The organism is Janthinobacterium sp. EB271-G4-7A, assembly GCF_020858075.1.
GTDB lineage: Bacteria > Pseudomonadota > Gammaproteobacteria > Burkholderiales > Burkholderiaceae_D > Janthinobacterium > Janthinobacterium lividum.
Window position 1 is genome coordinate 1,732,622 of record NZ_JACYMI010000001.1, and the last position, 23,075, is coordinate 1,755,696.

Here is a 23,075-nt window from a genome sequence, read left to right on the forward strand (position 1 = left end):
CCATGCTGTTTCCTGGCCCCGCAGCCTGACCCCTCCAGTCTGTTTTCATGCCCTGCCCGGTGTCAGCGCTCCCGCCTTTATTTATTTTTATTATGGAATTAGCCAGCTTATGTTGAGTTACCGCCACGCCTTTCACGCGGGTAATCACGCCGATGTGTTGAAACATTATGTGCAGATTCAGTTGTTGCAATATCTGAATCAAAAAGATACCGCCTATAGCTATATTGATACCCACTCCGGCGCGGGCGTGTATGCGCTCGACGGCGGCTATGCGTCGAAAAATGCCGAGTACGAAACGGGCATCGCGCCCCTGTGGGATCGCACGGACTTGCCGGCCTCGCTGGCCGAGTACATGAAGCTGATCAAGGAAATGAATCCGAGCGGCAAGATGCGCTACTACCCGGGGTCGCCGTACTGCGCGGACAAGGTCAGCCGCGAGCAAGACCGTCTGCGCCTGTTCGAGCTGCATCCGGCGGACGCAAAGATTCTGGCCGACAACTTCCGCAAGGTCGAGGCGCATGCGCTGGCCCAGGGCGAGCGTCCGACCGTGCGCGGCAAGCGCGTGCTGATCACCAAGGCAGACGGTTTCCAGAGCCTGAAAGCCCTGCTGCCGCCGCCATCGCGCCGCGCGCTGGTGCTGATCGACCCGCCGTATGAAGACAAGATGGATTACCGCAAGGTCAAGGACACCCTGGCCGACGCCCTCGTGCGCTTCCCTTCGGGCATGTATGCCGTCTGGTACCCGGTGCTGCAGCGCATGGAATCGCGCCAGTTTGCCGACAAGCTCAAGCAATTGCCCAGCTCGGACTGGCTGCACGTGACCCTGACGGTCAACACCCCGTCGCCGGACGGTTTTGGCTTGCACAGCAGCGGCATGTTCATTTTGAACCCGCCGTACACCTTGGAGCCGATGTTGCGCGAAGTCATGCCGTACCTGGTGAAGGTGCTGGGCCGCGACGATGGCGCGAAGTTCGTATTGGAAACGGGCAAGGGCGGACAGAAAAATACCGGTACAAGAAGAGTGTAATCATACTTCTCTTGGTAGTGCTGTAATAAAAAACGCCACGGGCATTGTACCCGTGGCGTTTTTTTATGGGCGGGGGATTACTGTCCCAGCAGCAAGAACACGGTCGGTTTCTTGTGGAAGTCAGGTGCCTTGCCGGCGGCCAATTGTTTCTTCCACTGGCCGCCATTCCACGTTTGCACGCTTTCCGTGTCCAGGCTCAGGTCGGTGGCAACGCAGATCAGGGTCGATGGCGCGCATTGCGCCACCAGCGCTTCGAGCATGGCCGCATTGCGGTACGGAGTTTCGATGAACAGCTGGGTCTGCTTTTCCGTGCGCGAACGCACTTCCAGTTCCTTGATGCGCTTGGCGCGCAGGGCCGCATCCGTGGGCAGGTAGCCGTTGAAGGCGAAGCTCTGGCCGTTCAAGCCGCTGGCCATCACGGCCAGCAGGATCGACGATGGCCCCACCAGCGGGCGCACCTTGATGCCGTGCTGATGCGCCAGGCGCACCAGGTCTGCACCGGGGTCGGCCACGGCGGGTACGCCTGCTTCCGAGACGAGGCCCGCATCGCGCCCCGCCAGCAGGGGTGCCAGCAAGCCGGTCAGCGCTTGCGCCGGGGTATTTACGTTAAGTTCGGAAATCGTGATTTCCTGCAGCGGCTTGGCCAGCGGATGCTGGTTGCCGATCAGTTTCAGGAAGGCGCGCGCCGTCTTGGCGTTTTCTGCCACGAAATAATCGAGCTGCGACGTGATCTGCCGTACTTGCTCTGGAATGATGTGGGCCAGCGGGTCGGCCGGGCTGTCGGACAGGCCGAGGTGGTTGGGAATCAGGTACAGGGTGCCGGTCATATTTGTATTGTCGGTAAATTAAAGGGTGAAAAACGCGACGCCCGCCTTGCGCAGCATGCCGGTGAGGGCGATCAGCGGCAAGCCGGTCAGGGCGGTCGGGTCAACGCTGTCGATGCGCTCGAGCAGGGCGATGCCCAGGCCCTCGTTCTTGGCGCTGCCGGCGCAATCGTACGGCTGCTCGATGCGCAGGTAGGCATCCAGCTCGGCATCGGGCAAGTCGCGCACGGTGACGAGGGTCTGGATATCTTCCACTTGCGCCACAGGCGGACTCTGGCGGCCATCGAGCAGGCACAGGGCCGTGTGGAACACGGTCTGGCGCCCGCGCATGGTTTGCAGCTGCAGCAGGGCATTCGCATGGTTGCCGGGCTTGCCGATCTGCGCGCCATCCAGGGTGGCGACCTGGTCGGAGCCGATGACGAGGCTGCCAGGGTAGCGGTCGAGCACGGCCTGCGCCTTTGCCTGGGCCAGGCGCAGGGCCGTGGCGCTGGGGCTTTCGCCTGGCAGCGGGCTTTCGTCGAGATCGGGCACGGCGACCTCGAAAGGCAGGCGCAGGCGTTCCAGCAATTCCTTGCGGTAGGTCGAACTCGATGCAAGAATCAAGCGCAATGGGACGGAAGTTGGTATCATTCGGTAGTGGATGGCGGCCGGCATGGCCGCGCTGGTCGATGTCAGTGGAATTTCACGCAAATTCCAGGGCGCAGAGCCCACAACTGAGGCTCCATGCGGCATGACGGTGTTGATGAAGTTGTCATGTTTATGGCAATGATTGCGTCAAAAAAGATGCTTAGCCTTTGACTCCGTGCTAAAAACCCTGTTATTATCGCAGGTTTTCCGGGGAAATTTTCTACCAATGAATGCTTTTGTGATCGACGCCTTTGATTTTTGTCGTATCAGCGGGAGCCGCGAGGGTGTAACTCCTGTCGCTGAAATGACCCGGTTGACCAAGGATTGTGCAGATAGTTCCGGCGAGATCGCCTGGAAGATCGTCGGCGGCACCAGCAAGCTGGGCTACCCACAACTGACCTTGTCGGTCAACGGCACCGTTCAGCTGGTTTGCCAGCGCTGCCTGACTCCGTATGCTTACGCAATTGATTCGACGACCACTCTGATGCTGGGCAAGGATGACGAGCACGCGGACGAGATCGAAGAAATCATCAACGATGAATCGATCGACGTGATCGTCGGCAGCCGCAGCATGGATGCCGCGGCCCTGATCGAAGATGAAGCCTTGCTGGCCCTGCCGCAGGTACCCAAACACGACGTCTGCCCCGATACGGCGCAACTCGATGCTCTCAAGACTGAAAAGAAGTCGCCGTTTGCGGCCCTGAAAGACTTGAAGCCAGAATAAGTTAAGAGAATAAGTAGTAGTGGTAGTTTGTAGGGGGCCTCAAAAACCGTAGCGAGCGGCCCAATATCGTCTTGAGTAGCGCAAGCGTACGGAAGTACGCTGAGCAACGCCGAGGCGATAGTGGGACGCGCAGTAGGTTTGTGAGGCTCCGCTTAGAGAACGTGTCAAACGCGTGTAGTAATCGAGTATGGCAAGTGTAGTGAAATGTAATTGTAATAAACGATGTCGGTCCGGGCTATTTTCGGGTAGTCTTTGCCGCTGGGATACTCGATTCGCATGTATTTGCTAATCGATTGTGCTAAAATTTTAGAACTTATGTATTAGGAGTCATCATGGCAGTTCAACAGAACAAGAAAACCCCTTCCAAGCGCGGCATGCACCGTTCGCACGACTTCCTGGTCGCGCCGCAATTGAGCGTCGAGCCAGTTACCGGCGAAACACACATGCGTCACCATATCAGCCCTAACGGCTTCTATCGTGGCCGTAAAGTGTTGAAGACCAAAAACGACGAGTAATCGACGTTTTTGTTGGGTAAGATGAAAGCGGTGTTGCGTGGTTATTCGGCGTGGCGCCGCTTCTTCTTTTTTATCGGCTGCAATTCATCTTGCGCACCCGTCATTTTGAATCAAGCTTGCTCAGGCGGTGCATGACATGCTGCGCCCTGCATATGCTCCAGTCCGATTCACATCTTGCCGCACGCCCGCAGCGGTATTGAATCAACACAAATGACAATCAAAATTTCTATCGACTGCATGGGCGGAGATCACGGTCCCTCAGTCACTATCCCCGCAGCAATTTCCTTCGTAAAACATGAGCCTGAAGCTGAACTGATCCTTGTTGGATTGGAAGACGTGATCCGTGCCGAACTGAAAAAACATAAAGCCGACACGCATCCGCGCCTGTCGGTATTGCATGCCTCCGAACAAGTTACCATGGACGATCCCCTGGAAGTGGCCCTGCGCCGCAAGAAGGATTCCTCCATGCGCGTGGCCATCGAACAGGTCAAGAACGGCGTGGCGCAAGCCTCCGTTTCCGCCGGTAATACGGCAGCCCTGATGGCTGTGTCGCGCTATGTATTGAAAACCATGTCCGGCGTCGACCGCCCGGCCATCTGCAGCATCTTGCCGAATCAAAAGAACGGCCCCACCTACATGCTGGACCTGGGCGCCAACGTCGATTGCGAACCGCATCACTTGCACCAGTTCGCCATCATGGGTTCCGTGCTGGTGTCCGCCATGGAAGGCATCGCACGCCCGACGATCGGCTTGCTGAACGTGGGCACGGAAGATATCAAGGGCAATGAAGTGGTCAAGCTCACCTCGAAGCTGCTGCAGGCCGACCACGAGCGTGGCGCGCTGAACTTCTACGGCAACGTGGAAGGCAACGATATCTTCAAGGGCACGACCGATATCGTCGTCTGCGACGGTTTTGTCGGCAATGTCACCCTGAAAGCCATCGAAGGTCTGGCGCGCTTCATGAAAGACGTGCTCACTTCCGAATTCAAGCGCAATCCGATCACCATGCTGGGCGCGCTGATCGCCCGCGGGGCCCTGAAAGCCATCGGCAACCGCTTGAATCCATCGCGTTACAACGGCGCCAGCCTGCTGGGCTTGCGTGGCCTCGTCTTCAAGAGCCATGGCAGCGCCGATGCCTATTCGTTCGAATGGGCCTTGCGCCGCGCCTTTGATGCGGCAAAAAATGACGTGCAAGCGCACCTGGCCAGCCTGATCGCCGAGCTGATGCCGCGCACGCCAGTACCGGACGAACCTACATCAACAAGCTCTACCATTTAGTGGACGGGTATTTGCATGACTGTTTTTAGCAAAACTTACAGCAAAATTATCGGTACCGGCAGCTACTTGCCGGAGAAGCGCGTCACCAACCAGGATTTGACCGAACAGCTCGCCGCCAAGGGCATCGAGACGTCGGATGAATGGATCGTATCGCGCAGCGGCATTTCGGCGCGCCATTATGCGGCGCCGTCGCAAAACTCCTCGGACCTGGGCGTGGAAGCGGCCAAAAAGGCCCTGGAAATGGCTGGCCTGAACGGCAATGACCTGGACCTGATCATCGTTGCCAGCTCGACTCCCGATTTCTTCGGCAGCTTCCCCAGCACGGCTTGCATCGTGCAAAACAAGCTGGGCATCACGAACAACTGCGCTGCCGTCGACGTGCAAGCCGTCTGCAGCGGTTTCGTGTATGCGGTCGCCACGGCCGACAGCTTCATCCAGTCGGGCATGCACAAGAATGTGCTGGTGATCGGCGCCGAAGTGTTTTCGCGCATCCTCAATTTCGACGACCGCGGCACCTGCGTGCTGTTCGGCGACGGCGCTGGCGCCATCGTCATGACGGCCTCCAAGGAGCCGGGCATCCTGGCCACCAAGCTGCACGCGGATGGCCGCCACTCGAACATCCTCAGCGTGCCGGGCAGCCTGGCTGGCGGCGCGCTGGACGGCAGCGCCTTCCTCTACATGGATGGCCCGGCCGTATTCAAGCTGGCCGTGTCCGTGCTGGAAAAGGTCGCGCACGAAGCGCTGGAACACGCCAACATGACGTCGGACCAGATCGACTGGCTGATCCCGCACCAGGCGAATATCCGCATCATGAACAGCACGGCCAAGAAACTTGGCTTGCCTTTGGCAAAGATGGTTGTCACCGTCGACCAGCATGGCAACACCTCGGCCGCCTCGATCCCGCTGGCGCTCGACATCGCCGTGCGCGATGGTCGCGTCAAGAAGGGCGACAACGTCATGATGGAAGGCGTGGGCGGCGGCTTTACCTGGGGCGCTGTGCTGGCGCGCATGTAATCCCGTAACACTATTAAAAAAACGGAGTCGACATGACACAATTTGCATTTGTTTTCCCAGGTCAAGGCTCGCAAGCGATTGCGATGCTCGACGGTTTCGCCGGCAACCCCGTGGTTGCGCAGACCGTTGCCGAAGCGTCGGACGCCCTGCAATTCGACCTGGGCAAGCTGATCGCCGAAGGTCCGAAGGAAGAACTCGATCTCACCACCAATACGCAGCCGGTGATGCTGACGGCGGCCGTGGCTTTCTATCGCGCCTGGCTGGCGGCCGGCGGCCCCGTGCCGACGGTCGTGGCCGGTCACAGCCTCGGTGAATACTCGGCGCTGGTCGCCGCCGGCGTCATCCCGTTCAAGGATGCCGTGCCGCTCGTGCGTTTCCGCGCGCAAGCCATGCAGGAAGCCGTGCCCGTCGGGCAGGGCACGATGGCTGTCGTGCTGGGCCTGTCGGATGACGACGTGCACGCCGCCTGTGCGGAAGCGGCGGCGGAAAACCCGGCCCTGGTGGTCGAGCCCGTCAATTTCAATGCGCCTGCACAAGTCGTCATCGCCGGCCATACGGCGGCCGTCGAGCGCGCCTGCGAACTGGCCAAGGCCAAGGGCGCCAAGCGCGCCATGAAGCTGCCCGTCTCCGCGCCATTCCACTCGTCGCTGCTGAAGCCCGCATCGGACCGTTTGCGCGAATACATGGCCAGCTTGACGTTCTCGGCGCCGCAAATCGCCCTGATCAACAACGTCGACGTGGCCATCGTCAACGATGTGGCCGGCATCAAGGATGCACTGGTGCGCCAGGCAGCCAGCCCCGTGCGCTGGGTGGAAACCATGCAAAAAGTGGCGGCCGACGGCATCACGCAAGTGATCGAGTGCGGTCCGGGCAAGGTCCTGATGGGCCTGGCCAAGCGCATCGATCCGGTGCTGGTGGGCGACGCCATCGTCGATCAGGCATCGCTGGAACGCATTTTGACGCAGCTCAAATAAACATCAGACCGCGGCAGCCTGCCTGCCACGGTTGCTCTTAAGGATACTCATGAATTTAGCAAATCAAGTCGTGTTGGTCACGGGCGCCTCGCGCGGCATCGGCCGCGCCATCGCCACCGAACTGGGCAAGCAGGGTGCCACCGTGGTCGGCACCGCCACCTCGGAAAGCGGCGCGCAAGCCATCACCGATTACCTGGCCGCCGAAGGCGTGACGGGCAAGGGTCTGGTCCTGAATGTGACCGATGCGGCGCGCTGCGCTGCCGTCGTCGATGAGGTGCAGAAAACCTACGGCAGCCTGTCGATCCTGGTCAACAATGCAGGCATCACGCAAGACCAGCTGGCCATGCGCATGAAGGATGAAGAGTGGGACAGCGTCATTTCCACCAACCTGTCGGCCGTCGGCCGCCTGTCGCGTGCCGTGTTGCGCGGCATGATGAAAGCCAAAACTGGGCGTATCATCAATATCACGTCGGTGGTGGCTTCGTCGGGTAATCCTGGGCAAATGAATTACGCGGCGGCCAAGGCCGGCGTGGAAGGCATGAGCCGCGCCCTGGCGCGCGAAATCGGCAGCCGCAACATTACCGTGAACTGCATCGCCCCGGGCTTCATCGATACCGACATGACCAAGGCGCTGAGCGAAGAGCAGCACGCGGCCCTGTTGACGCAAATTCCCCTGTCCCGCCTGGGCAAGCCGGAAGACGTGGCAGCGGCGGTGGCCTTTTTGGCTTCGCCGCAAGCGGCGTATATCACGGGCACAACCCTGCACGTGAACGGTGGAATGTACATGAATTGATGTGAAAGCTAGACGGGGCGGGCGTTTGTGGCATGATTCAACGGCCGTTTTTGTCTATAATCGCATCTTTTAGCAGCAGCTTCGGTCGAATTAGCAGCAGACACCGAAATTAGTATTCGGACGCGCAAACCTGATAAAATGCGCGCACTTTCCGTAACACACACTTTGGAGCCATAACATGTCGGATATCGAACAACGCGTTAAGAAAATCGTCGCTGAGCAACTGGGCGTTGCAGAAGCAGACATCAAAATCGAATCCTCCTTCGTCGACGATCTCGGCGCCGATTCCCTGGACACCGTGGAACTGGTCATGGCCCTGGAAGACGAATTCGAAATGGAAATCCCTGACGAACAAGCTGAAAAAATCACCACCGTGCAACAGGCGATCGACTACGCCACTGCACACGTCAAGGCCTAAGCCTGTCTGACCGACTTCAGGAGAATCGCTTGAGCCGTTCTAAAAACCGTCGTGTTGTTGTCACCGGCCTGGGCTGCGTTTCACCTGTCGGCAATACTATTGCCGAGGCGTGGGGCGCAATCATTGAAGGTAAATCCGGCATTGCCACGATTACCAAGTTCGATGCACTGCCATTCACCACGCATTTTGCTGGTGAAGTCAAAGGCTTCAATATCGAAGAGTACATCTCCGGTAAGGAAGCCCGCCACATGGATACCTTTATCCATTACGGCATGGCTGCAGGCATCCAGGCGATGCAGGATTCCGGTCTGGAAGTCACCGAAGAAAACGCCGAGCGTATCGGCGTGATCATCGGTTCCGGTATCGGTGGCTTGCCGCTGATCGAAGACACCAAGTCCGAGTACGAAAAGCGCGGTCCGCGCCGTATCTCGCCATTTTTCGTGCCTGCCTCGATCATTAACATGATCTCTGGCAACCTTTCGATCAAATATGGTCTGAAGGGCCCGAACCTGGCGATCGTTACAGCGTGTACCACCGGTTTGCACAGCATCGGTGCCGCAGCGCGCATGATCGAGTACGGCGATGCCGACGTCATGATCGCCGGCGGTGCTGAATCGACCGTGTCGCCACTGGGCCTGGGCGGTTTCGCTTCGGCACGTGCCTTGTCGACCCGCAACGACGATCCGGCAACGGCATCGCGTCCGTGGGATACCGACCGCGACGGCTTCGTGCTGGGCGAGGGCGCTGGCGTCATGGTGCTGGAAGAGTACGAGCACGCGGTGGCCCGTGGTGCCAAGATCTATGCCGAAGTGCATGGTTTCGGGATGAGCGCAGATGCTTATCACATGACCTCGCCGCTGGAAGATGGTAGCGGCGGCAGCAAATCGGTGATCGCGGCCCTCAACAACGCTGGCTTGAACGCGGATCAGATTCAGTACCTGAACGCGCACGGCACGTCGACCCCACAAGGCGACGTGGCGGAAGTGATGGGCATCAAGCGCACCTTCGGCGAGCACGCCAAGAATCTGGTCGTCAACTCGACCAAGTCGATGACGGGCCATTTGCTGGGCGGCGCGGGCGGTCTGGAAGCGGTGTTTACGGTCCTGGCATTGCACCATCAGGTGTCGCCACCGACCATCAACATCTTCAACCAGGATCCGGCTTGCGATCTCGATTTCTGTGCCAACACGGCGCGTGATATGAAGATCGATTATGCAGTGAAGAATTCGTTCGGCTTCGGCGGAACGAATGGCACGCTGATTTTCGGTAAGGCGAAATAAGCAGGAACTTTCAAGCGCTCGCTACGGTCAAACTGTAGTGAGCGCTGATTCGGCGCCAACGTTCGTTGGCGCCTGAATTTGCCCGGCATGGTGTCGGCGCGCCTTTTTTTCCCATGAAGTATGTCTATCGCAGTAGCGGCTGTCATTCGCACGCCTGTCTGTTTGCGCCTGTTACAAGCGGCGCTGGGGCTGTGCGCGGTGCTGGCCGCCTGGCCCTTGAGCGGTGCGTGGCGCGTTGCTGCCGTGTCCGGTCAGCTGGTGGGCGGCTACGCGCTGGGCTGGAGTGCTGCGCTGCTGAGTGCGGCTGGCGGCGTGTTTTTGCTGGCTTTGCTGCGCCGGCGCAGAAAGCCGCAGGCGCTTGATATTTCGCCGGTTGGCCAGGTGCGCCTGGCGGTATATCTGGAGCGTGGCGAGGTGCCGGGGGCTATTGCTGACGGGGGAGCGGAGCCGGCCGGGCCGGGACTTGCGGGGGTGCAGGGGCTGCGCCTGTTGCCGGGCTCGACCTTGTGGCCGTCGCTGCTCGTGCTGTGCCTGGCCGATGCGGCCGGGCGGCGCACGGATGTGCTGGTGCAGCGTGGCGGCAGCTGCGCCGCCTTCCGTCCGCTGGCCGTGGCTTGCCGGGCGATCGCGGCGCGGAACAGGGAAGAATAAAAGTGCGGCGAACACTGAACTTCTTGCAGCGGGCCAACTCTATATCCATACAGGCGCCCACGCTGCATGACTACAGGGACATCGGGCGTGAGGACAGAGCGCGAGTATGATCAGTTACTGGTCGAGCGGGTACAGGCTGGCGACAAACGGGCATTTGATGTGCTGGTATCGAAATATCAGCGCCGCTTGATGCGCCTGGTGTCGCGCCTCGTGCATGACCCGGCGGAGGCCGAAGATGTGGTGCAGGAAACCTTTATCAAGGCCTACCGGGCGCTGCGCCATTTTCGCGGCGAGGCTGCCTTTTATACGTGGTTGTACCGCATCGGCATCAATACGGCCAAGAATTATCTCGTCACGCAGGGGCGGCGCGCCGCCACGTCCAGCGATACCGACGCCGAGCAGGCGGAGTCTTTCGATGACGGTAATAAATTGCGCGATAACAATACACCCGAATCGGTGCTGGCCAGCAAGCAGATTGCCGCCACCGTCAATGCGGCCATGGATGTGCTGCCCATCGAGTTGCGCACGGCCATCGTGCTGCGCGAGATCGAGGGCCTGAGCTATGAGGAAATATCGGAGATCATGGCGTGCCCCATCGGCACCGTGCGCAGCCGGATTTTTCGCGCGCGCGAAGTGATTGCGGAGAAATTGAAGCCATTGCTGGACATGCCGATTGACAAGCGCTGGTAATCTGGGGAGTATGAGGTTGGCATGGCTGCGTCCGTTTTCCGCACCGACCCTCTTGAAATGGCAGGATCCATCATGGATACGCACACACGATTGCACGAGACTATTTCCGCGCTGGCCGATGGCGAGCTGGCGGCGAACGAACTCGAACTGGCTTTTGCCGCCCTCGATACGCCATCGGGACGGCAAGCCTGGGATGCCTATCGCCATATCGGTGACGTGCTGCGCTCGGAGCAGTACGGCCATGCCTTGAGCGCCCAGTTCGATGCGCGCCTGGCCAGCCGCCTGGCCGCCGAGCCGGCGCCCGATGAGCCGGCTGCCCATGCGGAACCGTTGCTGCCCCTGTCCGCGGCCATCGTGCCGCCGGGCGCGGCCGAACCGCTGGAGGCGGGGCCGCTGGCGCAGCGCTAGCTGTCGCGTTTTCCATCTTATGCCAGGCTTAACGTTCCTGTCACTCTCTTGACACTGGCCTTCGGTACGATTGACACTGTGCACAGGCAATATCTTGCTTTTGCGATATATTGTTGCTGCCATGCGCGCTGTCAGGTGAGTTTGCCCCTGGTTTTCCGTCATGACGGCGCAATCATGCGCGCAGGCAATTGCCTGATCCGCGTTTTGATCCGTTTACCGTTTATATATACTCGAAAAGATCCTTTCCATGAAAAAAAACATGTGTGCCGCCAGCAAGTCGTTTTCAGTGAAGACGCTTTCCGCCTTATTGTTCGGTACGGCTGGCGTCTTCCTTGCTCCCACCATGCTGGGCCTTGCGCCGCAGGCGCAGGCCGCCGTGCCTTCCGTGAAACTGCCTGATTTTTCGGACCTGGTCGATGCCGTCGGCCCGGCCGTGGTGAATATCCGCACCACCGAGCGCCTGAAAATGGGCGCCGCCGGGGCTGGCGTGGGCGGCCAGGATGAACAGGAAATGCAGGAATTCCTGCGCCGCTTCTTTGGCGGCGCCATGCCCACGCCGCGCCAGCAGGCGCCACGCGGCGGCCGCCGCGCCGTGCCGCAGGAGCAGGAAGTGCAGCGCGGCGTCGGTTCCGGCTTCATCATCTCGGCCGATGGCTATGTGCTGAGCAATGCCCACGTGGTCGATGGCGCCGACGAGGTGTACGTGACCTTGACGGACAAGCGCGAATTCAAGGCCAAGGTGATTGGTGCCGATGCGCGTACCGACGTTGCTCTGCTGAAAATCGAGGGCGGCAACCTGCCGCGCCTGACCATCGGCGACTCGGACAAGATCCGCGTGGGCGAGTGGGTCATCGCCATCGGCTCGCCGTTCAACCTGGAAAATACGGTGACGGCCGGCATCATTTCCGCCAAGTCGCGCGACACGGGCGACTACTTGCCGCTGATTCAGAGTGACGTGGCCGTCAACCCTGGCAACTCGGGCGGTCCGCTGATCAATATGCGCGGCGAAGTGATCGGCATCAATTCGCAGATCGCCACCTTGTCCGGCGCCTACAATGGCATTTCGTTTGCCGTGCCCATCGATGAAGCCATGCGCGTGGGCGAGCAGCTGAAAAAGACGGGCAAGGTTGTGCGCGGGCGCATCGGCGTGCAGATTGGCGAAGTGAGCAAGGACGTGGCGGAATCGCTGGGTTTGCCGAATGCCAAGGGCGCGCAAGTATCGATGGTGGAGCCGGGCGGTCCGGCCGACAAGGCGGGCATCAAGCCGGGCGATATCATCCTGAAATTCAACGGTGCTCAGATCGAGCGTTCGTCCGATCTGCCGCGCCTGGTAGGCGGTGCCGCCGTCAACGGCAAATCCACGATAACGGTCTGGCGCAAGGGCGCGCAGCAGGATATTCCCGTCACCGTCGTCGAGCTGGAAAGCGAGAAGACGGCGAAGAAGGGCGCCAAGGAGCCGGAAGCGCAAGCCGTCAATGCACTGGGGCTGAAGGTCAGCGATGTGCCGGCCGCGAAGAAGCTGGAATTGAAGATCGACGCGGGCGTGCTGGTCGACGAGGCGGATGGCGTGGCGGCCCTGGCTGGCCTGCAGCCTGGCGATGTGATCTTGCAATTGAATAACGTTGCCGTGAAAGACGCCAAGCAATTCAACGCCCTGGTCGCCAAGCTCGATCCGAAAAAGACATCGGCCGTGCTGGTGCGCCGTGGCGACGTGGCGCAATTCGTTTCGCTGCGTCCATCAGCGAAGTAACTATGTGATCATCCCGCATTCCGGCCGCAGCCGGGATGCGGTATTCTTCCCGCTATGCACTTCACCCTCTATTCCCGCAGTTATTGCCATTTATGCCAGGATATGCTCGATGCCTTGCTCCTGCTGCAGCCGCCTGAAAAACCGTTTACCGTGGACGTGATCGATATCGATGCCTCGCCCGATGCCTCGCTGCTGGCCCGTTTCGATGAACTGGTGCCGGTGCTGTTTGGCGACCTGGCGCAGCCCGAGTTATGTCATTATTTTCTTGACGAAGAGGCTGTGCGGCGCTGCCTGGCGTAGCTTAACTGTCAATATTGACACTGCAATGCACCATTCTGGTGCCGAAAACAGCCGAAAATGTCGGCTTGCCCCGGTGCCGGCCTCATAAGACGGGCTTTCTACTCTGAAATCCGGTAAAATGGGGAGGTCGAAAAAGCTACTGTCCGAGGCAGCAGCTTCTGTCGCTTCAAAAGCGCTCGCCTGGGCATGCAGATGTCCTGCTCGGAGCGCTTTTTTTCATCATGAGTGGGGCGCCCGGTTTTGGCCCTGTTTGGCCCGAGCATGATCCCCATGATTCCTGTTAAAGCAGTGTCGTCAACTTCGCACTTATATTAGTTAATGAACAACATACGCAATTTCTCCATCATCGCCCATATTGACCACGGTAAATCGACCCTGGCTGACCGCATCATTCAATTGTGCGGCGGCTTGTCCGACCGCGAGATGGAGGCGCAGGTGCTCGATTCGATGGATCTGGAGCGCGAGCGCGGCATTACCATCAAGGCGCAAACGGCGGCCTTGCACTACAAGGCGCGCGATGGCCAGATCTACAATCTGAACCTGATCGATACGCCAGGCCACGTCGACTTCAGCTATGAAGTGTCGCGCTCGCTGTCGGCGTGCGAAGGCGCGCTGCTGGTTGTTGACGCGTCGCAAGGCGTGGAAGCGCAAACCGTGGCCAACTGCTACACGGCGCTGGACCTGGGCGTGGAAGTGGTGCCCGTCCTGAACAAGATCGACTTGCCGAACGCGGATCCTCCGAGCGCCATTGCCGAGATCGAAGACGTGATCGGCATCGACGCGGGCGACGCCGTGCATTGCTCGGCCAAGACGGGCTTCGGCGTGCTGGACGTGCTCGAGCAGCTGATCGTCAAGGTGCCGCCACCGAAGGGCGACCCCGATGCGCCGCTGCAGGCGCTGATCGTCGACTCCTGGTATGACGCCTATGTGGGCGTGGTCATGCTGGTGCGCGTCATCAACGGCACCCTGAAACCAAAAGACAAGATCCGCCTGATGGCCACCGATTCGGTGCAGCTGGTGGAAGACATCGGCGTGTTTTCGCCCCGTTCGCAATCCTTGCCGCAATTGTCGGCAGGCCAGGTGGGCTTCATCATCGCCGGCATCAAGGAATTGAAAGCGGCGAAAGTGGGCGATACCGTCACCCTGGCCAACCGTCCTGCCGCCGCGCCATTGCCCGGCTTCAAGGAAGTACAGCCGCAAGTGTTCGCCGGCCTGTTCCCCGTGGAAGCGAATCAGTATGACGCGCTGCGCGACTCGCTGGAAAAGCTGAAACTGAATGACGCGGCCCTGATGTACGAGCCGGAAGTGTCGCAGGCGCTGGGCTTCGGCTTCCGCTGCGGTTTCCTGGGTTTGCTGCACATGGAAATCGTGCAGGAACGCCTCGAGCGCGAATTCGACATGGATCTGATCACGACGGCGCCAACCGTGGTGTACGAAGTGATCCAGCGCGACGGCACCATGATCAACGTCGACAATCCGTCGAAGATGCCCGATCCGTCGCGTATCGAGGAAGTGCGCGAGCCTATCGTCACGGTCAATCTGTACATGCCGCAGGAATACGTGGGCTCCGTGATCACCCTGTGTATCGGCAAGCGCGGCATTCAGATGGACATGAGCTACCACGGCCGCCAGGTCAAGCTCGTGTATGAAATGCCGATGGCCGAAATCGTGCTGGACTTCTTCGACCGCCTGAAGTCGACGTCGCGCGGCTATGCCTCGATGGATTACGAGTTCAAGGAATACCGCGCGGCCGACGTGGTCAAGGTCGACATGCTGATCAACAGCGAAAAAGTCGATGCGCTGGCGATTATCGTCCACCGTTCGAACAGCCAGTACCGTGGCCGCCAGGTGGCTGCCAAGATGCGTGAACTGATCCCGCGCCAGATGTTCGACGTGGCCATTCAAGCCACCATCGGCGCCAACATCATTTCGCGCGAGAACGTGAAAGCCTTGCGCAAGAACGTGCTGGCCAAATGCTATGGCGGCGATATCAGCCGCAAGAAAAAATTGCTGGAAAAACAAAAAGCGGGTAAGAAACGCATGAAGCAAGTGGGTTCCGTGGAGATCCCGCAAGAGGCATTCCTGGCAATTTTACAAGTGGATGGTTAATCAATGAACCTGCAAGTGATTTTAGGAAATTTCGCTTTAATCCTGTTCGTGCTGATGGTGTTGACGGGCCTGGTCTGGTGCCTGGATGTGTTTTATCTGTCCAAGCAGCGCCGCAAGGCGGCCGACCGCGCCCTGGCCGAGTTCGACGCACGCCAGTCCAAGCTGGCCGCCGAGGGCATCAAGTCCGATGCGGGCGGCAGCCGCGCCAGCATCGAGGCGGCCCTGTTGCGCCAGCCGACCTGGGTCGAGTATTCGGGCAGCTTCTTCCCCGTCATCGCGCTCGTGTTCTGCCTGCGCTCGTTCCTGTACGAGCCATTCAAGATCCCGTCGAGCTCGATGGTGCCGACCTTGCTGGTGGGCGACCTGATCCTGGTGAACAAGTTCACCTATGGTATCCGTTTGCCGATCGTCAACAAGCGCATCATTGAAGTCAACGATCCGCAGCGCGGCGACGTGATGGTGTTCAAGTATCCGAAAGATATGTCGCAAGACTATATCAAGCGCGTGATCGGTGTGCCCGGTGATAAAATCACCTATGAAAACAAGCGCTTGACGGTCAACGGCAAGGAAGTCGCCTACACGCCGCTGGACGACTACCTGGACGATGAAAGCACGGTCTACCACAAGCAGCTGGAAGAAAACCTGACGGGCGTGAGCCACCGCATCCTCAACGACGAGCCTGCTCCAACGTTGAACTTGCGCGAAGTGAAGGATTTCCCGCACAAGGATGCGTGCAACTACAACGAAGACGGTTTTACGTGTGTAGTGCCACAAGGCAATTACTTCATGATGGGCGACAACCGCGACAATAGTGCGGACAGCCGTTACTGGGGCTTCGTGCCGAACGAGAACATCGTCGGCAAGGCTTTCCTGGTGTGGATGAACTTCAGCAATCCGAAACGCGTGGGCGGCATACACTAAGCCGGTCTGGTCTGTAAAGAACCAGCCATGGCTGCCGCGCCGATTCCCCGCGTGGCGGCCAGCCGAATTACTCAGATGACACAGAAACAACAATGAATCTTCAGCTATTGCAAACCCGTTTAGGCTATACGTTCCAGGATGCTGGCCTGTTGCAGCAAGCCTTGACGCATCGTAGCCACAGCAGTTTGCATAACGAGCGGCTGGAATTCCTCGGCGACTCCATCCTCAACTGCGTGGTCGCTTCCATCCTGTATGAACGCTTCAAGTCCATCGACGAGGGCGACCTGTCGCGCCTGCGCGCCAATCTGGTCAAGCAGCAGTCGCTGTATGAAATCGCGCAAAAGCTGGAACTGTCGCAATTCCTGCGCCTGGGCGAAGGCGAGCTGAAATCGGGCGGCTTCCGCCGTCCATCGATCCTCGCCGACACCCTGGAAGCCTTGCTGGGCGCGATTTTCCTCGACACGGGCTTCGATGCCGCCAGCACGGTGATCCGCGCCTTCTACATCCCCATCCTCGATTCGGTCGATCCGCAAACCCTGGGCAAGGATGCCAAGACCCTGCTGCAGGAGTTTTTGCAAAGCAAGAAAATTTCGCTGCCACAGTACAACGTGGTGGCCACCCACGGCGCCGCCCACAGCCAGGAATTCGAGATCGAATGCCTGGTGCCGAAATTGAACATCCAGGTCTACGGCCGTGGCGGAAGCCGCCGCGCCGGTGAGCAAGCCGCCGCCAAACTGGCGCTGGACGTGGCCGAGCAGGCGCTGTTGAAGTCGCCTGCCGCCAGCCGCAAGCCCAAACCGCGCGCCGCCCAGCTCAAGCTGGCCGGCATTGCCACCATCCAGAGCGACGACGCGCAAGCTCCTGCAGCCCCGGCGATCGCCGCTCACACTAAACAGAATCGACACTAGCATGACAGCCACCAAAATGCCCGACAACTTCCGCTGTGGCTATATCGCCATCGTGGGCCGCCCCAACGTGGGCAAATCGACCCTGATGAACGTGCTGATCGGCGCGAAGGTCAGCATCACTTCGCGCAAGGCGCAAACCACGCGCCACCGCATCACGGGCATCCAGACGGTGCCGGATGCGCAGTTCATCTACGTCGACACGCCAGGTTTCCAGACGCGCCACTCGAACGCGCTGAACAAGACGCTGAACAAGACCGTCACGAACACCCTGATTTCCTCGGACGTCATCCTGTACGTGATCGAAGCGGGCACGTTCGGCCCGGCCGACCAGCAAGTGATGGACCTGTTGCCGAAGGAAGTGCCATGCATCCTCGTCATCAATAAATCCGACCGCGTGAAGGACAAGGCCGTGCTGCTGCCGTTCGCGCAAAAGATCGCCGCCATGCGCGACTTCGCCGCCATCGTGCCTGTTTCCGCCAAGCTGCACTTCCAGCTGGAAGGCTTGCAGAACGAAATCAAGCGCTTCTTGCCGGAAAACCAGCCGATCTTTGGGCCGGACGACATCACGGACCGCAGCGAGAAATTCCTCGCCTCGGAAATCGTGCGTGAAAAACTCTTCCGCTTTGTCGGCGACGAACTGCCGTATACGAGCACGGTGCTGATCGAGAAATTCGAGCAGGAAGGCGATCTGCGCCGCGTGTTTGCCGCCATCCTGGTCGAGCGCGACACGCACAAGTCCATGATTATCGGCAACAAGGGCGCGCGCCTGAAGGAAGTCTCCACCCAGGCCCGCCTGGATATGGAAAAGCTGTTCGGCGGCCCCGTGTACCTGGAAATCTGGGTCAAGGTCAAGTCGGGCTGGGCCGACAACGAGGCGGGCTTGCGCGCCTACGGCTACGAGTAATCCGCAACCCGGGGGCGACGCCACACGCATGAGCACCACCACGCCAGCGCTGCAGCATCCTGCGCCAGCTTCACCTGCTGTTTCCGCACCTGTCCCCGCGCCTGCGGCCATCGCGCCGCCGGCCGTACCTCCCACTGCACCCCGGCGCAGCCGTCCGCCCACGCGCGACGGCCGCATCACGGGCCAGCCAGCCTTTGTGCTGCACAGCTACCCGCATAAAGAAACCAGCCTCATCGTCGACGTGTTTACGCGCGAGTACGGCCGCATCGCGCTCGTTGCCAAGGGCGCCAAGCGGCCCCATTCGCAGTTGCGCGGCGTGCTGCAGACGTTCCAGCCGCTGCAAGCGGGCTGGACGGGCAAGTCCGAGCTGCGCATCCTCACCGGTGCGGAGTGGGTGGGTGGCATGTTGCCGCTGGAAAAGACAGCCTTGCTGTGCGGCTTTTATTTGAACGAATTGCTGGTCAAATTGCTCGCGCGCGACGACCCGCATCCCGTCCTGTTCGACCACTACGTTGCCACCTTGAATCAACTGGCGCACAATGAGCCGCCGCCCATCGTGCTGCGCAAGTTCGAGCGCGCCCTGCTCAAGGAAACGGGCGTGGCGGCCGACCTGACGCGCTGCACGGGCACGCGCCATGCCGTCGAGGCGGGGCAGGTGTACGTGGTCGACCCGGAACGGGGGCCGCGCCCGGCGCGCGCCGCCGACGCTTGGCCCAGGATCACGGGCAAGACCCTGCTCGACATGGAGCGCGAAGATTATCTTGACGTGGCCACGCAGGCGCAAAGCAAGCTGTTGATGCGCTTTTTGCTGGCCCATCAACTGGGCGGCGCCACCTTGAATACGCGCCAGATACTGATTGATTTAATGCAGCTGTAGCTGAGGTTTGCAGCAGGACAGCACTTTACGGATACCATCACTATGAGCTTTTTGCAGCCTTCCGGCCCCGTCATTGACCTGGGCGTCAACATCGACCACGTGGCCACCTTGCGCAATGCGCGCGGCACCGCGTATCCGGACCCGATCCGCGCGGCCCTGCTGGCCGAACAGGCCGGCGCCGACGCCATCACCCTGCATTTGCGCGAAGACCGCCGTCACATCAAGGATGCGGACGTGATCGCCATCGCGCCGCAATTACTGACGCGCATGAACCTGGAAGCGGCTGTCACGGCCGAGATGATCGATTTCGCCTGCCGCATCAAGCCGGCGGACGTCTGCCTGGTGCCGGAAAAGCGCACGGAGGTGACGACCGAAGGGGGCCTGGACGTGGTGCGCTACTTCAAGGAAGTGCAGGCGGCGGTGCAACAATTGCAAGGCGAGGGCATCCGCGTGAGCCTGTTCATCGATGCGGACGAGCAGCAGATCGCTGCCGCCGCCGAGCTCGGCGCGCCCGTGATCGAGCTGCACACGGGGCGCTATGCCGATACGCAAGGCGCCGAGCAGCTGGCGGAACTGGAGCGCATCAAGGCGGGCGTGCTGTTTGGCGTGGGCCGCGGCTTGAAAGTCAACGCGGGCCACGGCTTGCATTACACCAATGTGCAGGCCATCGCCGCCATTCCCGATATTGCTGAGCTGAACATCGGCCACGCCATCGTCGCGCATGCCGTGTTTGTCGGCTGGGAAAACGCCGTGCGCGAAATGAAGGCCATCATGGTGGCCACGCGCCTCGGTCACAGGGCTTGACACGGGAGTAGGGCATGATCTACGGCATCGGTACCGATATCTGCAAGATACCCCGCATCGAGGCGGCCCTGGCGCGGCACGGCGAGCGTTTCGCGAAAAAGATACTGGGGCCGCAGGAGCTGGAAAAATTCCGCGCCCGCAGCGCCAAGAATGCCGCGCGCGGCGTGCGCTTCCTTGCCACGCGCTTCGCGGCAAAGGAAGCGTTTTCCAAGGCCATCGGCCTGGGCTTGCGCATGCCGATGACCTGGCCCGCCGCGCAGATGCTGAACCACCCCAGCGGCAAGCCGATGATCGTCTGCAGCGGCGTGCTGGCGCAGTTCATGGAGAAAAATCGCCTGAGCGCGCAAGTGACCATCAGCGATGAAGAAGAGTATGCGGTCGCGTTCGTGATCGTGGAGCAAGCAGTGTAACTATGAGTGCGCAATGAGCCAGCAATGACCGAAGCAAGCCCAGAACCTTCCTTGGCGGAAACGCCACCCGATCCCCGCGCACAAGTGCTGGCGACCGTCGCCAAGCTGCCGAATTTGCCCGGCGTGTACCGCTATTTCGACGCCGCCGACAAGGTGCTGTATGTCGGCAAGGCGCGCGACCTGAAAAAACGCGTCTCCAGCTACTTCCAGAAGAACCTGGCCAGTCCCCGCATCGCCATGATGGTCGAGCGCATCGCGCGCCTGGAAACGACGGTCACGCACAGCGAAGCGGAAGCATTGATCCTGGAAAACAACCTGATCAAGGCGCTGCAGCCGCGCTACAACATCCTGTTCCGCGACGACAAGTCGTATCCGTATCTGAAGATCACGAATGGCGATGCGCCGCGCATGGTGTATTACCGGGGCGCGGTGGACAAGAAAAACCAGTATTTCGGGCCGTTCCCCAGTTCCTGGGCCGTCAAGGAATCGATGCAGATCCTGCAAAAGGTGTTCCTGATCCGTACCTGCGAGGACAGCGTGTATGCGAACCGCACCCGTCCCTGCCTGCTGCACCAGATCGGCCGCTGCAGTGCGCCCTGTGTGGACCTGATCAGCAAGGAAGACTACAAGAACGACGTGGAAAACGCGGCGCGCTTCCTGCGCGGGCGCCAGAGCGAAGTGCTGGCCGACCTGGAAAAGAAGATGCACGCGTTTGCCGCTGAATTAAAATTCGAGCAGGCCGTGGTGGTGCGCAACCAGATCGCTTCGCTGTCGCGCGTGCTGCACCAGCAAAGCATGGAGACGACGGGTGACGCCGATGTCGACATTCTCGCCGTGCTGGTGCAGGGCGGGCGCGCCTGCGTCAACCTGGCCATGGTACGCGGCGGACGCCATCTGGGCGACCGCGCTTATTTCCCCAGCCAGCTCAGCGATGCGGCGGCGATTGCCGAGGAGCCGATCGAGGTGGAAGTGCTGGCCGCCTTCCTGGCCCAGCACTACACGGAAAAATTCATTCCCGGCACCCTGATCCTGAATATCGAATTCGACCAGCCAGCCCTGATGGTGGCGCTGATGGAGCAGTGTGGCCACCGCATCAACCTGATCTTCCAGCCGCAGGGGCAGCGCCGCCAGTGGCTGGAAATGGCGCAGAAGGGCGCCGAGATTTCGCTGGCGCGCTTGTTGTCCGAGCAGGGTTCGCAGCAGTCGCGCACGCGCGCGCTGGCCGAAGCGCTGCGCCTGGAAACGGAAGACCTCGACAGCCTGCGCGTGGAGTGTTTCGACATCAGCCACACGCAGGGCGAGGCGACGCAGGCGTCGTGCGTCGTGTTCCACCATCACGCCATGCAGAATGGCGAATACCGGCGCTACAACATCAATGACATCACGCCCGGCGACGATTACGCGGCCATGCGCCAGGTCCTCATGCGCCGTTACGAGAAAGTGGCGAATGGCGATGGCGTGATGCCCGACGTGGTCTTGATCGACGGCGGCAAGGGGCAGATCGAAATGGCGCGCCAGGTGTTTGCCGAGCTGGGACTCGATATCAGCTTGATTGTCGGCGTGGCCAAGGGGGAGGGGCGCAAGGTGGGCCTGGAAACCCTGCTGTTCGTCGATGGCCGCGCGGCGCAGGAACTGGGCAAGGAATCGGCGGCTCTGATGCTGATCGCGCAGATCCGCGACGAGGCGCACCGCTTCGCCATCACCGGCATGCGCGCCAAGCGCGCCAAGACGCGCCAGACGTCGCGCCTGGAAGAGATCGAGGGCATCGGCGCCAAGCGCCGCCAGAAACTGCTGTCGCGCTTTGGCGGCTTGCGCGGCGTGGTCGACGCCAGCATCGAGGATCTGATGTCGGTGGAGGGGATTTCCACGCAGCTGGCAGAAGAGATTTACAAGCAGCTGCATTAGAACTCCTAACCAAACCTACTGCGCTTCTCGGTCGCAACTCACTGCCGCTCGCTACGGTTTTGTGAGGGTTCTATGACGGCCTGGTCCGGTGCCGCGGCAACCGGACTAGGCTAATACCCTGGGGCCATGTAGACTAGTGGCGCTTTCTTCACGCTTTCCTCATGTTCAATTTACCCGTCGGCCGATTGCTCTCTTATGCCTTTTAATATTCCCATCCTTTTGACCTGGCTGCGCGTGGCCCTGATACCGCTCGTCGTCGGCGTGTTTTATTTGCCGCCGTCGATGCTGCTGCATGGCGACCAGAACCTGGTTGCCACCCTGGTCTTCATTGTTGCCGCCGTCACCGACTGGTTTGATGGTTTCCTCGCGCGGCGCTGGAACCAGACCTCGGCCTTCGGCGCCTTCCTCGACCCGGTCGCCGACAAGCTGATGGTGGCGGGCGCCTTGCTGGTGCTGGTGCAGCTGGACCGTGTGAATGCCGTGCTGGCCTTCATCATCATCGGCCGCGAAATCACGATTTCCGCGTTGCGCGAATGGATGGCGCAGATCGGCGCATCGAAATCGGTGGCCGTCAGCTCGATCGGCAAGATCAAGACGGCCGCGCAAATGACGGCCATTCCCCTGCTGCTGTACCACGAAGTGATCTTTGGCGCGATCGACACGCACGTGTGGGGCGAGAAGCTGCTGTGGATCGCCTGCGTGCTGACGGTGTGGTCGATGTTCTATTACTTGCGCCTGGCGTGGCCGCTGATTAAAGAAAAAGCGGGAAATTTGCACTAAGAATAGGCAGGCGGCTGCTTTGTGCGGAATATTTTGCAAAACACCAGATATTGCCCGTTGACAGCCCCTGTAATCCCTCTATAATGCTGGCCTGTTGTTGATGACGCGGGAGTAGCTCAGTTGGTAGAGCGCAACCTTGCCAAGGTTGAGGTCGAGAGTTCGAGACTCTTCTCCCGCTCCAGTT

General features: G+C 60.3%; 25 protein-coding genes and 1 tRNA gene. 24 read left to right on the forward strand and 2 right to left on the reverse strand.

The window, feature by feature from the left end; genetic code table 11:
* Positions 1-109: 109 nt before the first annotated feature.
* Complete coding sequence (locus IGS58_RS07885) at positions 110-1,027, forward strand: 23S rRNA (adenine(2030)-N(6))-methyltransferase RlmJ (protein ID WP_034749665.1); 918 nt, start codon at positions 110-112, stop codon at positions 1,025-1,027.
* Between the two features lie 77 nt (positions 1,028-1,104).
* Here the strand turns inward: IGS58_RS07885 and IGS58_RS07890 are convergent, their stop codons facing one another.
* Together IGS58_RS07890 and IGS58_RS07895 are read right to left on the reverse strand one after the other, a co-directional pair.
* Positions 1,105-1,854 carry an SAM-dependent methyltransferase gene (locus tag IGS58_RS07890; protein ID WP_230521031.1) on the reverse strand — a complete coding sequence of 250 codons (750 nt, stop codon included), beginning with the start codon at positions 1,852-1,854 and terminating at the stop codon, positions 1,105-1,107.
* 18 nt (positions 1,855-1,872) lie between these two features.
* On the reverse strand, positions 1,873-2,481 hold the full coding sequence (locus IGS58_RS07895; RefSeq protein WP_230522211.1) for a Maf-like protein: 609 nt from the start codon (positions 2,479-2,481) through the stop codon (positions 1,873-1,875).
* A 223-nt stretch (positions 2,482-2,704) separates the two neighbouring features.
* On the opposite strand from IGS58_RS07895, the gene IGS58_RS07900 reads away from it, so the two are divergent.
* The 23 genes from IGS58_RS07900 to IGS58_RS08010 all read left to right on the forward strand — a co-directional run bounded on the left by IGS58_RS07900 (position 2,705) and on the right by IGS58_RS08010 (position 23,072).
* On the forward strand, positions 2,705-3,202 hold the full coding sequence (locus IGS58_RS07900) for a YceD family protein (RefSeq protein WP_034779242.1): 498 nt from the start codon (positions 2,705-2,707) through the stop codon (positions 3,200-3,202).
* A gap of 332 nt (positions 3,203-3,534) precedes the next feature.
* A complete protein-coding gene (rpmF, locus tag IGS58_RS07905) occupies positions 3,535-3,717 on the forward strand; it encodes a 50S ribosomal protein L32 (RefSeq protein WP_034749653.1) in 183 nt (60 codons plus the stop codon).
* 210 nt (positions 3,718-3,927) lie between these two features.
* Entirely contained in the window at positions 3,928-4,995 is a 1,068-nt protein-coding gene (plsX, locus tag IGS58_RS07910) for a phosphate acyltransferase PlsX (protein WP_034779241.1), read from the forward strand.
* Positions 4,996-5,010: 15 nt separating this feature from the next.
* Complete coding sequence (locus IGS58_RS07915; RefSeq protein ID WP_230521032.1) at positions 5,011-6,009, forward strand: beta-ketoacyl-ACP synthase III; 999 nt, start codon at positions 5,011-5,013, stop codon at positions 6,007-6,009.
* A gap of 32 nt (positions 6,010-6,041) precedes the next feature.
* Positions 6,042-6,983 (forward strand): ACP S-malonyltransferase, encoded by a 942-nt coding sequence (gene fabD, locus IGS58_RS07920; RefSeq protein WP_230521033.1) that lies wholly within the window; start codon positions 6,042-6,044, stop codon positions 6,981-6,983.
* Positions 6,984-7,032: 49 nt separating this feature from the next.
* Positions 7,033-7,776, forward strand: coding sequence for a 3-oxoacyl-ACP reductase FabG (gene fabG / locus IGS58_RS07925; protein ID WP_034749638.1), 744 nt, complete (start codon positions 7,033-7,035; stop codon positions 7,774-7,776).
* A gap of 178 nt (positions 7,777-7,954) precedes the next feature.
* Complete coding sequence (gene acpP, locus IGS58_RS07930) at positions 7,955-8,194, forward strand: acyl carrier protein (protein WP_008449912.1); 240 nt, start codon at positions 7,955-7,957, stop codon at positions 8,192-8,194.
* A 29-nt stretch (positions 8,195-8,223) separates the two neighbouring features.
* The gene (gene fabF, locus IGS58_RS07935) at positions 8,224-9,474 is read left to right on the forward strand and encodes a beta-ketoacyl-ACP synthase II (protein WP_070255345.1); all 1,251 of its coding nucleotides are present in this window, start codon (positions 8,224-8,226) and stop codon (positions 9,472-9,474) included.
* A gap of 162 nt (positions 9,475-9,636) precedes the next feature.
* Positions 9,637-10,125, forward strand: coding sequence for a hypothetical protein (locus tag IGS58_RS07940; RefSeq protein WP_070255342.1), 489 nt, complete (start codon positions 9,637-9,639; stop codon positions 10,123-10,125).
* Between the two features lie 66 nt (positions 10,126-10,191).
* Positions 10,192-10,815, forward strand: a complete 624-nt coding sequence (gene rpoE / locus IGS58_RS07945; protein ID WP_070280215.1) for an RNA polymerase sigma factor RpoE — start codon at positions 10,192-10,194, stop codon at positions 10,813-10,815.
* Between the two features lie 72 nt (positions 10,816-10,887).
* Positions 10,888-11,223 carry a sigma-E factor negative regulatory protein gene (locus IGS58_RS07950; protein ID WP_230521034.1) on the forward strand — a complete coding sequence of 112 codons (336 nt, stop codon included), beginning with the start codon at positions 10,888-10,890 and terminating at the stop codon, positions 11,221-11,223.
* Positions 11,224-11,470: 247 nt separating this feature from the next.
* Complete coding sequence (locus IGS58_RS07955) at positions 11,471-12,973, forward strand: DegQ family serine endoprotease (protein ID WP_070255333.1); 1,503 nt, start codon at positions 11,471-11,473, stop codon at positions 12,971-12,973.
* 54 nt (positions 12,974-13,027) lie between these two features.
* Entirely contained in the window at positions 13,028-13,273 is a 246-nt protein-coding gene (locus IGS58_RS07960) for a glutaredoxin family protein (RefSeq protein WP_230521035.1), read from the forward strand.
* Between the two features lie 318 nt (positions 13,274-13,591).
* On the forward strand, positions 13,592-15,382 hold the full coding sequence (lepA, locus tag IGS58_RS07965; RefSeq protein ID WP_034749621.1) for a translation elongation factor 4: 1,791 nt from the start codon (positions 13,592-13,594) through the stop codon (positions 15,380-15,382).
* 3 nt (positions 15,383-15,385) lie between these two features.
* Positions 15,386-16,303 (forward strand): signal peptidase I, encoded by a 918-nt coding sequence (lepB, locus tag IGS58_RS07970; RefSeq protein ID WP_034749618.1) that lies wholly within the window; start codon positions 15,386-15,388, stop codon positions 16,301-16,303.
* Between the two features lie 92 nt (positions 16,304-16,395).
* Complete coding sequence (gene rnc / locus IGS58_RS07975) at positions 16,396-17,211, forward strand: ribonuclease III (RefSeq protein WP_034749615.1); 816 nt, start codon at positions 16,396-16,398, stop codon at positions 17,209-17,211.
* A 1-nt stretch (position 17,212) separates the two neighbouring features.
* Positions 17,213-18,115 carry a GTPase Era gene (gene era / locus IGS58_RS07980; RefSeq protein WP_034749612.1) on the forward strand — a complete coding sequence of 301 codons (903 nt, stop codon included), beginning with the start codon at positions 17,213-17,215 and terminating at the stop codon, positions 18,113-18,115.
* 28 nt (positions 18,116-18,143) lie between these two features.
* Complete coding sequence (gene recO, locus IGS58_RS07985; RefSeq protein ID WP_230521036.1) at positions 18,144-18,992, forward strand: DNA repair protein RecO; 849 nt, start codon at positions 18,144-18,146, stop codon at positions 18,990-18,992.
* A 42-nt stretch (positions 18,993-19,034) separates the two neighbouring features.
* Positions 19,035-19,796 carry a pyridoxine 5'-phosphate synthase gene (gene pdxJ / locus IGS58_RS07990; protein WP_034779221.1) on the forward strand — a complete coding sequence of 254 codons (762 nt, stop codon included), beginning with the start codon at positions 19,035-19,037 and terminating at the stop codon, positions 19,794-19,796.
* Positions 19,797-19,810: 14 nt separating this feature from the next.
* Positions 19,811-20,206, forward strand: a complete 396-nt coding sequence (acpS, locus tag IGS58_RS07995) for a holo-ACP synthase (protein WP_070280220.1) — start codon at positions 19,811-19,813, stop codon at positions 20,204-20,206.
* A gap of 24 nt (positions 20,207-20,230) precedes the next feature.
* The gene (gene uvrC, locus IGS58_RS08000; RefSeq protein WP_034779218.1) at positions 20,231-22,111 is read left to right on the forward strand and encodes an excinuclease ABC subunit UvrC; all 1,881 of its coding nucleotides are present in this window, start codon (positions 20,231-20,233) and stop codon (positions 22,109-22,111) included.
* Between the two features lie 195 nt (positions 22,112-22,306).
* Complete coding sequence (gene pgsA / locus IGS58_RS08005; protein ID WP_034749601.1) at positions 22,307-22,891, forward strand: CDP-diacylglycerol--glycerol-3-phosphate 3-phosphatidyltransferase; 585 nt, start codon at positions 22,307-22,309, stop codon at positions 22,889-22,891.
* Between the two features lie 105 nt (positions 22,892-22,996).
* A tRNA-Gly gene (locus IGS58_RS08010) sits at positions 22,997-23,072 on the forward strand.
* Positions 23,073-23,075 lie beyond the last annotated feature (3 nt).

What these genes read in the sequence shown, in the direction of transcription:
- IGS58_RS07885 (WP_034749665.1), top strand. Translation starts at nt 110, where the DNA reads ATGTTGAGTTACCGCCACGCCTTTCACGCGGGTAATCACGCCGATGTG.
- IGS58_RS07890 (WP_230521031.1), bottom strand. Translation starts at nt 1,854, where the DNA reads ATGACCGGCACCCTGTACCTGATTCCCAACCACCTCGGCCTGTCCGAC.
- IGS58_RS07895 (WP_230522211.1), bottom strand. Translation starts at nt 2,481, where the DNA reads ATGATACCAACTTCCGTCCCATTGCGCTTGATTCTTGCATCGAGTTCG.
- IGS58_RS07900 (WP_034779242.1), top strand. Translation starts at nt 2,705, where the DNA reads ATGAATGCTTTTGTGATCGACGCCTTTGATTTTTGTCGTATCAGCGGG.
- rpmF (WP_034749653.1), top strand. Translation starts at nt 3,535, where the DNA reads ATGGCAGTTCAACAGAACAAGAAAACCCCTTCCAAGCGCGGCATGCAC.
- plsX (WP_034779241.1), top strand. Translation starts at nt 3,928, where the DNA reads ATGACAATCAAAATTTCTATCGACTGCATGGGCGGAGATCACGGTCCC.
- IGS58_RS07915 (WP_230521032.1), top strand. Translation starts at nt 5,011, where the DNA reads ATGACTGTTTTTAGCAAAACTTACAGCAAAATTATCGGTACCGGCAGC.
- fabD (WP_230521033.1), top strand. Translation starts at nt 6,042, where the DNA reads ATGACACAATTTGCATTTGTTTTCCCAGGTCAAGGCTCGCAAGCGATT.
- fabG (WP_034749638.1), top strand. Translation starts at nt 7,033, where the DNA reads ATGAATTTAGCAAATCAAGTCGTGTTGGTCACGGGCGCCTCGCGCGGC.
- acpP (WP_008449912.1), top strand. Translation starts at nt 7,955, where the DNA reads ATGTCGGATATCGAACAACGCGTTAAGAAAATCGTCGCTGAGCAACTG.
- rpoE (WP_070280215.1), top strand. Translation starts at nt 10,192, where the DNA reads ATGACTACAGGGACATCGGGCGTGAGGACAGAGCGCGAGTATGATCAG.
- IGS58_RS07950 (WP_230521034.1), top strand. Translation starts at nt 10,888, where the DNA reads ATGGATACGCACACACGATTGCACGAGACTATTTCCGCGCTGGCCGAT.
- IGS58_RS07955 (WP_070255333.1), top strand. Translation starts at nt 11,471, where the DNA reads ATGAAAAAAAACATGTGTGCCGCCAGCAAGTCGTTTTCAGTGAAGACG.
- IGS58_RS07960 (WP_230521035.1), top strand. Translation starts at nt 13,028, where the DNA reads ATGCACTTCACCCTCTATTCCCGCAGTTATTGCCATTTATGCCAGGAT.
- lepA (WP_034749621.1), top strand. Translation starts at nt 13,592, where the DNA reads ATGAACAACATACGCAATTTCTCCATCATCGCCCATATTGACCACGGT.
- lepB (WP_034749618.1), top strand. Translation starts at nt 15,386, where the DNA reads ATGAACCTGCAAGTGATTTTAGGAAATTTCGCTTTAATCCTGTTCGTG.
- rnc (WP_034749615.1), top strand. Translation starts at nt 16,396, where the DNA reads ATGAATCTTCAGCTATTGCAAACCCGTTTAGGCTATACGTTCCAGGAT.
- era (WP_034749612.1), top strand. Translation starts at nt 17,213, where the DNA reads ATGACAGCCACCAAAATGCCCGACAACTTCCGCTGTGGCTATATCGCC.
- recO (WP_230521036.1), top strand. Translation starts at nt 18,144, where the DNA reads ATGAGCACCACCACGCCAGCGCTGCAGCATCCTGCGCCAGCTTCACCT.
- pdxJ (WP_034779221.1), top strand. Translation starts at nt 19,035, where the DNA reads ATGAGCTTTTTGCAGCCTTCCGGCCCCGTCATTGACCTGGGCGTCAAC.
- acpS (WP_070280220.1), top strand. Translation starts at nt 19,811, where the DNA reads ATGATCTACGGCATCGGTACCGATATCTGCAAGATACCCCGCATCGAG.
- uvrC (WP_034779218.1), top strand. Translation starts at nt 20,231, where the DNA reads ATGACCGAAGCAAGCCCAGAACCTTCCTTGGCGGAAACGCCACCCGAT.
- pgsA (WP_034749601.1), top strand. Translation starts at nt 22,307, where the DNA reads ATGCCTTTTAATATTCCCATCCTTTTGACCTGGCTGCGCGTGGCCCTG.